Origin of the sequence: Rhizobium sp. BR 314 (assembly GCF_047445805.1) — a bacterium.
In the GTDB taxonomy this organism is placed as follows: Bacteria; Pseudomonadota; Alphaproteobacteria; order Rhizobiales; family Rhizobiaceae; genus Rhizobium; species Rhizobium lusitanum_B.
On sequence record NZ_JARWLA010000002.1, the window covers coordinates 390,795 to 403,300 of the forward strand.

Genomic DNA, 12,506 nt, shown 5'->3' on the forward strand with positions numbered 1-12,506 from the left:
CTTTCATGACGGGACAAGGGGAAATCGATGGCTGATGCGACTCAGACGGCTGGCTTCCAGGCACTGGATACCACCGCCGCTACCAGAAAATTCCGGATGCAAGATCGGATTTTCTACTTTATGACGCTCGGCTCGGCCGCCCTTGTCGTGCTTCTGCTGCTGGCAATCCTTGTGGTTCTCATCATCGATGCCGTGCCGACATTCCAGGCTTTCGGCTTTTCGTTCCTCTGGGGGACGAAGTGGAGTGCTCCCGCCGAAATCTATGGCGCCGTGCCGGCCGTGGTCGGTACCCTGGTAAGTGCACTCATCGCCATGTTGATCGCCGTTCCTCTGGGTATCGGCATCGCCATATTCCTGACTGAGCTTTGCCCTGGCAGCCTGCGCCGCCCGATCAGCACGGCCATTGAACTTCTGGCCGGTGTTCCCTCGATCATTTACGGCATCGTCGGTCTGTTCATTCTCGTGCCGCTGATGCAGAACTATATTCTGCCCTTCCTTATCATGACGATCGGCCAGGTGCCGGTGATCGGCCTGCTCTTCCAGCCGCCGGCGCCAGGTGTCGGCCTGTTGACGGCAAGTCTCGTGCTGGCCGTGATGATCCTGCCGTTCATCACCGCGATTTCCCGCGACGTGTTCAGCACCGTGCCGCCGATGCTGCGTGAATCCGCCTACGGCATGGGCATGACCACGTGGGAAGTGGCTCGCCATATCCTGATCCCCTATACACGTCGCGGTCTCGTCGGCGGCATCATGCTCGGCCTCGGCCGCGCGCTTGGCGAAACCATGGCCGTCACCTTCGTTGTCGGCTCGGTGAGCCGCCTGCAATCGTCGATCATCTCGCCGTCCACCACCATTTCCGCCCAGATCGCGAACAATTTCGGCGATGCTGATGGTCTGCAATTGTCGAGCCTGATCGCGCTCGGCCTGCTCCTGTTCGTCCTTTCCTTCTGCGTGCTTGCGCTGGCAAGGTGGATGATCGGCCGCGGCGACTCGCACTGAGGAAAAACCCATGGAAAATGCAATTCGTCAGAACCTGGTGTCGAGGCGCTATGGGAAGAACCGCGTGATGATGGCCCTCTGCTTCCTCGCAGCCATCCTTGGTATATTCTTTCTCAGCGTCATCCTCGTAACCCTGGTTTTCCGTGGTGTATCGGCGCTCAACTTCGACGTCTTCACCATGTCGATCCCGGCTCAGGGCTCGCGCGGTGGCTTGATCAACGCAATCTACGGCACTGTGCTGGTCACGGGCTGCGCCATCCTGATCGCCGCGCCGATCGGCATTCTCGCAGGAACCTATCTGGTGGAATATGCCAACGGCTCCAAGATTGCCGAGGCAGCCAAATTCCTCAACGACATCTTGCTGTCTGCCCCCTCGATCATCGTCGGCGTGTTCGTCTACGGCGCCGTCGTCGTGCCCATGCATGGCAACTCCGCCATTGCCGGCATCCTGGCACTGGCGCTGATCGCTCTTCCGGTCGTCAACCGCACGACGCAGGACATGCTGTTGCTCGTGCCAAATGCGCTTCGTGAGGCGACTGCCGCGCTTGGCGCGCCGCGCTGGAAGTCCATGATGATGGTGATCTACCGTTCTGCCTGGACGGGTATCCTCACCGGCATCCTGCTGGCCGTCGCCCGTATCAGCGGCGAAACCGCGCCGCTTCTCTTCACCGCCGGCTACAGCAAATTTATGAATGCGGGCCTAACCGGTCCAATCGCCACGCTGCCGGTTGCCATCAACACGCTTGCAGCCGATCCTGGCGAGGATCTGAAGCAACTGGCCTGGGCCGGCGCGCTGATCATCACCGTTGCCATTCTTGCCCTCAATGTCCTTGCCCGTGTCCTGAGTGGGCGCCGTCAGTGACGCAGCCGTCGAACGATAGGAATGAGACCATGAACATGAGCGACAGCAATTTCCAGAGCGTCAACGCACAGACGGGGAAGGACGCCGCTTCCCAGTCGGATCTCGGCCTTGCGAAACTTGAGGTGAAGAACCTCGACTTCACCTATCAGAACGGTCATCGCGTTCTGAAGAGCGTGAATATGAACATCCGCAAGAATGCGGTCACCGCCTTCATCGGTCCCTCGGGTTGCGGTAAGTCGACGCTGCTGCGCACCTTCAACCGCATGTACGATCTTTATCCGGGCCAGACGGTTTCGGGCGAGATCCTGCTGGATGGCCGCAACATTCTCACCAAGGACGTCGATCTCAACGATCTTCGCGCCAAGGTCGGCATGGTGTTCCAGAAGCCTACGCCGTTCCCGATGTCGATCTATGAGAATGTCGCTTTCGGCATCCGTCTCTATGAGAAGATCTCGAAGGCGGAAATGGATGTTCGCGTCGAAGCGGCGCTGACGGAAACTGCGCTGTGGAGCGAAGTGAAGGAAAAGCTGCACCAGAGCGGTCTCGGCCTTTCCGGTGGTCAGCAACAGCGTCTCTGCATCGCTCGCGCCATCGCGGTCAAGCCGTCCGTGCTGCTGCTCGACGAGCCGACGTCGGCCCTCGATCCCATTTCGACCGCCAAGGTCGAGGAACTGGTGTCGCAGCTGAAGGGCGAATTCACAATCGTCATCGTGACGCACAACATGCAGCAGGCCAGTCGCATCTCCGACAGCACCGCCTTTATGTATCTCGGCGAGCTGATCGAATATGGTGCGACCGAACAGATCTTCCAGGCGCCGAAGGTGAAGCGCACGGAAGATTACATCACCGGTCGTTACGGCTGACACGGTTCGGGTATTCCCAAAATCGACCATTTGCGATGGCGCGCTGATCAGGCGTGCCATTTTGCGTTCGGAAGCAACCATGGCGAATCTTGCCAATCGCCGCCACATTGCCCCGCAGTCAGCAAAAGGGGGCTTCGCAAGGCGATAGGCTCGACAAGGGGCGTTTCATCAGGCCGCGGCATAAGAGGGCCGGGGCCTTTGCTCCGACCACTCGCAAAGGGTGAACCGGCCAAGTGCCTAAGAACGTCCGGTCACATTCACGCGAGCGTGCCCATACGTCGCAGAGCGTGGATCTGGTCTTCCAGCGTCGGCACCAACTCGCCGATATCCGTCTTCGGCGGCGCATCCTCAGCCTTGGCGGTCTCCGTCTCACCGAAGGCGATGGTGCAATTGCGCCCCGCATGTTTTGCGGCGTAAAGGGCACGGTCGGCCGAAGACACCAGCCGGTCCCAGCTGACCTTGTCGCGCGGCATGATCGCCACGCCGATGCTGACGGTTGCTGCCACCAAGGAGCGACCGACGAGTAGTGGAGCGCGACAGAAATCAGCGCGGATGGTTTCGGCCAGCGCCTCGGCTTCCGCCTGATCGCCCACCGGCACGAAAGCGACGAACTCTTCGCCACCCATGCGGCCGAACGCGCCGTTGCGCGGCACGAATAGACGAGCGATACGGGCGAATTCGATGAGGACGGCGTCGCCGGTCTGGTGCCCGTAGCGGTCATTGATCGATTTGAAATGGTCGAGATCGAACAATAGGGCGGCAAGTTTCTGCGGCGGCCTTTGTTCGTCTCCGGCCAGGATTTCGTAGCTGTCCTGCAGGCCGCGGCGGTTGAGAACGCCTGTCAACGCGTCCGTGACGGAGATCGCCCGCCAGCGCCGCTCGGAGCGTTCCATCAACAGCTTTCCGTTCAGAACGATGGCGGCGATGACGAGCAGCCCGTAGCCGAGTGCCGCGTAGCCGCGATAGATTTGCGCCTCTTCCAGCGCAGGCGCCCGCAACGACATCCAAAGCGCCGAAATGAAGCAGAAGGAAGCCAGCGTCATGAAGATAACGCCAAGCTGGCCACGCGCAGGCTCGTGCCTGCCCTCGCGCGGACGCACGGCAAAGGCAAGCAGGCTGGCGCCGACGGCGCCCGCAAGATCGTAGAGGATGACGCGATTGACGAAGTTTTCGGTGACCCAGGGCAGGTTCACGCCAACCAGCCAAATCGCCGGCGGCAGCAGCGCCGACCATTGGAGTTTGCGCTTGTCCATCCACCGGAACCCGGCGATCCAGGCGCTTTCACCCATCAGGGCGATCGCATTGCCGATCTTGATGGACAACATATCCGGAACAAAGCCGCGAGCCGCCACCATCGCAAACCCGATGGCACTGACGGCAAAGCCCATCGCCCACATCAGATAGGCGGGCGACTGGCGATCGTGACGCCAGGCAAGGAGGAGTACGGTTGCCAGGGTGATGGCCTCCGAGCACCAGATGCTTAGCCCTGTGGTCATGTTCAGCACGATCTGTGTTCTCTCCCTTTCCCCCAAGGCAGCAGCGGCGGCGCCGGAGGCGCTATTTTCCCGCCGGCGCCCATCCTTGCTGAATAAGGTGGCAAGTTCCTTAAATGACTTGGTAAATTTTACCTGCGTCTCACGTTGGCATCGTATCGCAGCGGACCTTTATGTTTCCTTCACTTTACGGCCGGGAAAACCGGTGGGTTGTGCAAGACGCCGCGCCTACACGATTGGCATTGCGAAAGTCGCGTTTAGAAATCCTTTGTCAACGCTTCTTGGGGCATTACTGCTTTTTGAGGTTATGCTTTCGTGCGTCTTGAAGTGCAGGGCAGGGACACTCTATGTAGGGGTAAAGGATTTTTACTCGATTCCCGGCGTTTTCGTCGCCGGGGCAAGCTTGGTAAAGGACGCACATGAGAAATCCAGTCGATACAGCTATGGCTCTGGTGCCGATGGTTGTTGAGCAGACCAACCGTGGGGAACGGTCCTACGACATCTATTCCCGCCTGCTGAAGGAACGCATCATTTTCCTCACGGGACCGGTTGAGGACCATATGGCGACGTTGGTGTGCGCCCAGCTTCTCTTCCTCGAGGCTGAAAACCCGAAGAAGGAAATCGCACTCTATATCAATTCGCCGGGCGGCGTCGTTACTGCCGGCATGGCGATCTATGATACGATGCAGTTCATCAAGCCGGCCGTTTCGACGCTGTGCATCGGCCAGGCCGCATCGATGGGCTCGCTGCTGCTCGCCGCCGGCGACAAGGACATGCGTTTCGCTACGCCGAACTCGCGTATCATGGTTCACCAGCCTTCGGGCGGTTTCCAGGGCCAGGCTTCGGATATCGAACGTCATGCGCGCGATATCATCAAGATGAAGCGCCGCCTGAACGAAGTTTACGTCAAGCATTGCGGTCGCACCTATGAAGAAGTCGAGCAGACGCTCGATCGTGACCATTTCATGTCCTCGGACGAGGCCAAAGAATGGGGTCTGATCGACAAGGTGCTGACCTCGCGTACCGAAATAGAAGGTGAAAGCGCCTCGTAACTTATCCACGGGGCGGTGACTTCTACGCCACAGTTCTATCCCATTTGTGATCGAATAGGGGTTTAATGTGGAACGGAACGCGGTAATAGTAAGCATTAATGCCATGTAGCGTTTTTGTGACATGGCATTCGGCATTCGAAGGGGAATCGTTGCCACGCAATTCCTGTTTCCGGAATTGCGTTCAGTACCCCGAAGGGCGCCGCGATCTGCCAGTAAGCGAGGGGCAGGTCCGGCGGGCGCATTGAGTGGACCGCGATTCCAATTTTGGAATTGGCGGCGTGCTGGAAGGAAAGTGATATGAGCAAAGTCAGCGGCAGCAACGGCGGCGACTCGAAGAACACGCTTTATTGTTCGTTCTGCGGTAAGAGCCAGCATGAAGTCCGCAAATTGATTGCCGGGCCGACCGTCTTCATCTGCGATGAGTGCGTTGAGCTATGCATGGACATCATCCGCGAGGAAAACAAATCCTCGATGGTGAAGTCGCGTGACGGAGTTCCGACACCGCAGGATATCATCAAGGTTCTTGACGAATATGTCATCGGCCAGCGTCAGGCGAAGAAGATCCTGTCCGTTGCCGTCCATAACCATTACAAGCGCCTCGCTCACGCGTCGAAGAACGGCGATGTCGAGTTGGCGAAGTCGAACATCATGCTCGTCGGCCCGACCGGCTGCGGCAAGACCTATCTCGCGCAGACGCTCGCCCGCATCATCGACGTGCCCTTCACGATGGCCGATGCCACGACGCTGACCGAAGCCGGTTACGTCGGTGAAGACGTCGAAAACATCATTCTGAAGCTGCTCCAGGCTGCTGACTACAATGTCGAGCGTGCGCAGCGCGGCATCGTCTACATCGACGAAGTCGACAAGATTTCGCGCAAGTCGGACAATCCGTCGATCACGCGCGACGTCTCGGGCGAGGGCGTGCAGCAGGCGCTTCTGAAGATCATGGAAGGCACGGTGGCTTCGGTTCCCCCGCAGGGTGGCCGCAAGCATCCGCAGCAGGAATTCCTGCAGGTGGACACCACCAACATCCTCTTCATCTGCGGCGGCGCCTTCGCAGGCCTCGACAAGATCATCTCGGCTCGCGGTGAAAAGACCTCGATCGGCTTCGGCGCCACGGTCAAGGCGCCGGACGACCGTCGTGTCGGCGAAGTGCTGCGCGAGCTGGAGCCGGAAGATCTGGTGAAGTTCGGCCTCATCCCGGAATTCATCGGCCGTCTGCCCGTTCTGGCAACGCTGGAAGACCTGGATGCGGATGCGCTGATCCAGATCCTGTCCGAGCCGAAGAACGCGCTCGTCAAGCAGTATCAGCGCCTGTTCGAGATGGAAGACGTCGAGCTGACCTTCCACGAGGACGCACTGCGCGAGATTGCCCGCCGTGCGATCGTCCGCAAGACGGGTGCCCGCGGTCTGCGCTCGATCATGGAAAAGATCCTTCTCGACACCATGTTCGAGCTGCCGGCGCTGGAAGGCGTACGCGAGGTCGTCATTTCCGAGGAAGTGGTTCGCGGCTCTGCCCGTCCGCTCTACATCTATGCCGATCGGCAGGAAGAAAAGGCCAACGCAACGGCCTGATGTCTGCATCAGCGATCACGAATCGAGGGGCTCGTCACTGACGGGCCCCTTTCCGTTTGAAAAGTCGCGCCGTTTGCTGATAAAGTCTTGGATAAGCTTATGGGAACGCAGTCGAAACCGGTTGTTAAGATCTCCCGCTGCGGCCATGATGGCATGATTCTGGAGTATCCGACGGATAGGGCTCAAGTCCGGCGTTTTATCTTCGGATTTAGCTCCGCCAGCCGTGTTCGAGTTGCTGGGCTTTGGTGTTCTTGTTGTTGCGTTCGTCCTCGTGAATCCGCGGTCCGCTGTCTAACGACAGTGCGTCTTGCATGACTTGAAATAGGTAATGTGAAGCTCCACTTGTTTACCAAGTGAGAGAGCCGGCTAATCCTCCCCAGCCGGCAGAGAGCCCGGAAACGGGACGACGGAAAGGAAATACTATGACTAAGAAAACGTCTGCGGCACATGAGAGCATTGCCTATCCGGTATTGCCGTTGCGCGACATCGTGGTCTTCCCCCACATGATCGTGCCGCTGTTCGTCGGACGGGAGAAATCCATTCGTGCGCTGGAAGAGGTCATGGGTTCCGACAAGCAGATCATGCTCGTCACCCAGATCAATGCCAGCGATGACGATCCCGCGCCGGATGCAATCCACAAGGTCGGCACTGTTGCCAATGTCCTGCAGCTTCTGAAGCTGCCCGACGGCACCGTCAAAGTGCTGGTCGAAGGCCGTGCGCGCGCAGAGATCGACGAATATACCGCCCGCGAGGATTTCTACGAGGCCCTCGGTCATACCTTGAACGAGCCGGAAGAAGATCAGGTCGAGTTGGAGGCGTTGAGCCGCTCGGTCGTTTCCGAATTCGAGAGCTATGTGAAGCTCAACAAGAAGATCTCTCCGGAAGTGGTGGGTGCCGCCAGCCAGATCGATGATTACTCCAAGCTCGCCGACACTGTCGCTTCGCATCTGTCGATCAAGATCACCGAGAAGCAGGAAATGCTGGAAACAACCAGCGTCAAGGGCCGCCTCGAAAAGGCGCTCGGCTTCATGGAAGGCGAGATTTCGGTTTTGCAGGTCGAAAAGCGCATCCGCTCGCGCGTCAAGCGCCAGATGGAGAAGACCCAGCGCGAATACTACCTGAATGAGCAGATGAAGGCGATCCAGAAGGAACTCGGCGACGGCGACGAAGGCCGCGACGAAATGGCCGAACTGGAAGAGCGCATCTCCAAGACCAAGCTGTCGAAGGAAGCCAAGGAAAAGGCCGATGCCGAGCTGAAAAAGCTCCGTCAGATGAGCCCGATGTCGGCTGAAGCGACGGTCGTTCGCAACTATCTCGATTGGCTGCTGGGTATCCCGTGGCAGAAGAAGTCGAAGATCAAGACCGATCTGAACAATGCCGAGAAGATCCTTGAAGCCGATCATTTCGGTCTGGACAAGGTCAAGGAGCGCATCGTCGAATATCTGGCCGTCCAGGCGCGTGCGACCAAGATCAAAGGTCCGATCCTGTGCCTCGTTGGCCCTCCGGGTGTCGGCAAGACCTCGCTCGCCCAGTCGATCGCCAAGGCGACCGGCCGTGAGTATGTCCGCATGGCGCTCGGCGGCGTTCGCGACGAAGCCGAAATCCGCGGTCACCGCCGCACCTATATCGGCTCGATGCCCGGCAAGGTCATCCAGTCGATGAAGAAGGCCAAGAAGTCCAACCCGCTGTTCCTGCTCGACGAAATCGACAAGCTCGGCATGGACTATCGCGGCGACCCGTCTTCGGCTCTGCTTGAGGTGCTGGATCCGGCCCAGAACTCGACCTTCATGGATCACTACCTGGAAGTCGAATACGACCTGTCGGACGTGATGTTCATCACGACGGCGAACACGCTGAATATCCCTGCGCCGCTGATGGACCGCATGGAGATTATCCGTATCGCCGGCTATACCGAAGACGAAAAGCGCGAAATCGCCAAGCGGCACCTGCTGCCGAAGGCTATCAAGGAGCATGCATTGCAGCCGAGCGAGTTCTCGGTCAGCGACGAGGCTCTCATGGTCGTCATTGAGCAGTACACCCGCGAAGCCGGTGTCCGTAACTTCGAGCGTGAACTGATGAAGCTCGCACGCAAGGCGGTTACCGAGATCATCAAGGGCAAGACCAAGTCGGTCACCGTGACTGCCGAGAACGTTCCCGACTATCTCGGCGTGCCGCGCTACCGCCATGGCGAAGCCGAACGCGAAGATCAGGTCGGTGTTGTCACCGGTCTCGCCTGGACTGAAGTCGGCGGCGTGCTGCTGACGATCGAAGGCGTGATGATGCCGGGCAAGGGCCGCATGACGGTTACCGGCAACCTGAAGGAAGTCATGAAGGAATCGATTTCGGCAGCGGCCTCTTATGTCCGCTCGCGCGCTGTCGATTTCGGCATCGAACCGCCGCGCTTCGACAAGAGCGACATTCACGTGCACCTGCCGGAAGGCGCAACGCCGAAGGACGGTCCGTCGGCCGGCGTCGCCATGGCAACCGCGATCGTCTCGATCATGACCGGCATCCCGGTTTCCAAGGATGTGGCCATGACCGGTGAAATCACGCTGCGCGGCCGCGTGCTGCCGATCGGCGGCCTGAAGGAAAAGCTGCTCGCAGCAATGCGCGGCGGCATCAAGAAGGTGCTGATCCCGGAAGAGAACGCCAAGGATCTGGCGGAGATTCCGGACAACGTGAAGAACAGCATGGAGATCATCCCGGTCTCGCGTATGGGTGAGGTGATTAAGCACGCACTCGTCCGCCGGCCGGAGCCGATCGAATGGGATGGTACCGTCGAAACGCCCGTGATCGCAACGGTCGAAGGTGTCGACGACGTGGGTGCGTCGATCGCACATTGAGGCTCTTCGCCTCAATTCTGTCGAATTGCCAGAAATGGAGAAAAGACCGGCATTTTTGCCGGTCTTTTTTTGTGAAAAGCGTCCGGAAACGCTTGCTTTTCCTTGGTTCGCAGGGTTTTTGGGGTTGCGGCGGGTAAGAGCATTCCTATTTGCACCCCGCTTACTGATAAGTCGTTTCATACCAGAGAAAGGGGTGGAAACATGAACAAGAATGAGCTCGTGTCCGCAGTGGCCGAGAAGGCCGGTATCACGAAGGCTGACGCTGCTTCCGCTGTTGACGCTGTTTTCGAGACCGTCCAGGCTGAACTGAAGAAGGGCGGCGACATTCGCCTCGCTGGTTTCGGCAGCTTCACTGTTTCTCACCGCGCAGCCACGAAGGGCCGCAACCCGTCCACGGGTGCTGAGGTCGACATCGCTGCTCGCAATGTGCCGAAGTTCACGCCCGGCAAGGGCCTGAAGGACGCGGTCAACAGCTGATTTCGTTTTCACCCGCCGCGAGGTGTTAGCCATGCGGTTGGAGAACATTGAGGGCCCGCTTTGCGGGCCCTTTTTTCGTTCCGGGACAACGGGCCTGCTTGTTCATGGACCTTAACCGGCAAGGTAGCTTGCATATGTGAGGTTGCATCGCGCGCCTTCCCTTGCGGAGACTGCTTCCTTGGCTATGTTCGGATCGAGGCTGAAGTCGTTTCAGCCAGATGATTATCAGGACCAGCAAGACATGACCGCATCGCCTTCCTTTCTCGGCTTTCCCGATCGTCTCGTAGATGGCAGCACGCCCCGTGCAGTCCTCTACGGAGCCGGCCACGGCAGCACCTATCCGAACAAGGATAGCAGTGGCTATGCCCTAGCGACCGGCGCCATACGCGCGGCAAGCCAAAGCGAAGCGCCATTGATCGAGCATTGGGATTTCGATCTTGGTGGACCGCTGTTTGATGGAAAGCCCATCTCCTGTGTCGATGCCGGTGATGTCTCCACCATGATGCGCGACAATATCGGCAATCGGGAGCGGATCGAGGCCAAGACGCGTGACGTCCTTGCGCTGCAGGCCGTGCCGATCCTGTTCGGAGGAGATTGCTCCGTAACCATTCCCTTCCTGACTGGCTTTGCCGATCGCGGACCGATCTGGGTCATGCAGATCGATGCGCATATCGATTGGCGCGACGAGGTACAGGGCGAGCGCTACGGCTATTCGAGCCCGATGCGCCGCGCGAGCGAGATGCCGCATGTCGCCGGCATGGTCCAGGTCGGCCTTCGCAGCGTCGGCAGCGCCCGTGTGACCGAAATCGAAGACGCGCGGCGCTATGGCAGCCGCTTCGTGACGGCGCGAGAAATACATGCTCAGGGTGTCGGAGCAGCTCTGCGACATATTCCTGAGGGAGCGCAGGTGGTCGTTACACTCGATTGCGACAGCATCGATCCCTCGATCATGCCTGGTGTAGCGGCGCGCACGCCCGGTGGCCTGACCTATACTGAGATCATCGATTTGATCGCAGGCCTCGGCAGGCGGGCGAAGATCGCTGGCTTCGATCTGGTCGAATTCTACCCGCCGACCGACGTTGACGACTTGTCGGCCAACACCGCCGCGCGCATTCTTACCAACGTGATCGGAACTATCGTCCGGCAGGTTTGACCGGAAATTCTCTTCTGGAGAGAGTAGGGACCGGGCTTGCCCTCGGCCTTTCTCGTTCGCCAAAGCGCGTCGCGATCTCAGAGATTCGCTTCACGTGCTTTGGCTCTTTGATTTTACGCATGTCGTAACCGCAAAACCGCTGCACACTTTGGCGCGACATGCTTTAGGCCGCCGCTTACCAGCGATGGTGAACATGCGGCGCGATCAGCCGCTCATAGATCTCGCGCGTTGCCGCCATGACGTCGGCAGAAAGCGGCGCAAGATCGGCTGCAGCCGCATTGGCTTTGGCCTGCTCGGCATTGCGGGCGCCGGGAATGACGACCGTTACGGCCTCGTTCATCAGGATCCAGCGCAGCGCAAAAGCTGCCATGCTGGCACCGGCCGGAACAAGCTTGCGCACTTCCTCGACCGCCTGCAGACCGACTTCGAACGGAACGCCGGCAAAGGTTTCGCCAACATCAAAGGCCTCGCCGTGGCGGTTGAAGTTGCGATGATCGTCGCTGGCAAATTGGGTGTCGCGGGTGATCTTGCCGGAGAGCAGGCCAGAGGCCAGCGGCACGCGGGCGATGACAGCCACGTTCTTGCGCTTGGCTTCCTTGAAGAAGAGATGATCGGGACGCTGGCGGAAGATGTTGTAGATGATCTGGATGCTGAGCACGCCTGGATATTCGATCGCCTTTAGCGCTTCCTCGACCTTCTCGACGCTGACGCCATATCCCTTGATCTTGCCGGCCTTCTGCAGCTCGTCGAGCCCGGCGAAGACGTCTGGTCGGTAGAGAACTTCGGTCGGCGGGCAGTGAAGCTGCACCAGGTCGAGGCTCTCGACGTCGAGGTTCTTCAGGCTGCGGTCGATGAAGCCTTCGAGATTGGCCTTGGTGTAGCCGTCCGCCACATGCGGGTTGAGCCGGCGACCGGCTTTGGTCGCCACCATCGGGCGCTCGCCGCCGCGCGCCTTCAGCACATCGGCGATGATCCTTTCAGAGCGGCCGTCGCCATAGACATCGGCGGTATCGATGAAGGTCATGCCGGCATCGAGGGCGGCGTTCAGCGCCGCGCGGCCATCGGCCTCGCTGACATCGCCCCATGCGCCGCCGATCTGCCAGGCGCCGAAGCCGACATCCGTCACGGTAAAGGGTGTCCGCCCGAAAGCATGATGTCTCATGAGAAATCTCCTCGTCATAGGTGATGA

Annotated in this window: 10 protein-coding genes; 8 read left to right on the forward strand and 2 right to left on the reverse strand. The window is 59.3% G+C overall.

All coding sequences use genetic code 11. The features are described 5' to 3' along the window. Positions 1-27 precede the first annotated feature (27 nt). From pstC to pstB, 3 genes are read left to right on the forward strand one after another with little or no spacing between them, the layout of a single operon-like run. Positions 28-999 carry a phosphate ABC transporter permease subunit PstC gene (gene pstC, locus QD461_RS04430; RefSeq protein ID WP_184701740.1) on the forward strand — a complete coding sequence of 324 codons (972 nt, stop codon included), beginning with the start codon at positions 28-30 and terminating at the stop codon, positions 997-999. Positions 1,000-1,009: 10 nt separating this feature from the next. Then, positions 1,010-1,861, forward strand: coding sequence for a phosphate ABC transporter permease PstA (gene pstA, locus QD461_RS04435; RefSeq protein WP_184701742.1), 852 nt, complete (start codon positions 1,010-1,012; stop codon positions 1,859-1,861). Positions 1,862-1,890: 29 nt separating this feature from the next. Next, complete coding sequence (gene pstB, locus QD461_RS04440; protein WP_184701744.1) at positions 1,891-2,724, forward strand: phosphate ABC transporter ATP-binding protein PstB; 834 nt, start codon at positions 1,891-1,893, stop codon at positions 2,722-2,724. Between the two features lie 257 nt (positions 2,725-2,981). Here pstB and QD461_RS04445 read toward each other — a convergent pair whose 3' ends face one another. Further along, positions 2,982-4,229, reverse strand: a complete 1,248-nt coding sequence (locus tag QD461_RS04445; protein ID WP_414086629.1) for a diguanylate cyclase domain-containing protein — start codon at positions 4,227-4,229, stop codon at positions 2,982-2,984. A gap of 407 nt (positions 4,230-4,636) precedes the next feature. On the opposite strand from QD461_RS04445, the gene clpP reads away from it, so the two are divergent. The 5 genes from clpP (at position 4,637) to QD461_RS04470 (ending at position 11,317) form a co-directional block, all read left to right on the forward strand. After that, a complete protein-coding gene (clpP, locus tag QD461_RS04450) occupies positions 4,637-5,269 on the forward strand; it encodes an ATP-dependent Clp endopeptidase proteolytic subunit ClpP (RefSeq protein ID WP_004122396.1) in 633 nt (210 codons plus the stop codon). 297 nt (positions 5,270-5,566) lie between these two features. Continuing rightward, a complete protein-coding gene (gene clpX, locus QD461_RS04455) occupies positions 5,567-6,844 on the forward strand; it encodes an ATP-dependent Clp protease ATP-binding subunit ClpX (RefSeq protein WP_015339478.1) in 1,278 nt (425 codons plus the stop codon). A gap of 422 nt (positions 6,845-7,266) precedes the next feature. Then, a complete protein-coding gene (gene lon, locus QD461_RS04460; RefSeq protein ID WP_414086630.1) occupies positions 7,267-9,687 on the forward strand; it encodes an endopeptidase La in 2,421 nt (806 codons plus the stop codon). Between the two features lie 201 nt (positions 9,688-9,888). After that, positions 9,889-10,164, forward strand: a complete 276-nt coding sequence (hupB, locus tag QD461_RS04465; protein ID WP_037153530.1) for a DNA-binding protein HupB — start codon at positions 9,889-9,891, stop codon at positions 10,162-10,164. A 241-nt stretch (positions 10,165-10,405) separates the two neighbouring features. Beyond that, positions 10,406-11,317 (forward strand): agmatinase, encoded by a 912-nt coding sequence (locus tag QD461_RS04470; protein ID WP_414086631.1) that lies wholly within the window; start codon positions 10,406-10,408, stop codon positions 11,315-11,317. 175 nt (positions 11,318-11,492) lie between these two features. Here QD461_RS04470 and QD461_RS04475 read toward each other — a convergent pair whose 3' ends face one another. Continuing rightward, the gene (locus QD461_RS04475; protein ID WP_414086632.1) at positions 11,493-12,479 is read right to left on the reverse strand and encodes an aldo/keto reductase; all 987 of its coding nucleotides are present in this window, start codon (positions 12,477-12,479) and stop codon (positions 11,493-11,495) included. Between the last annotated feature and the right edge of the window lie 27 nt (positions 12,480-12,506).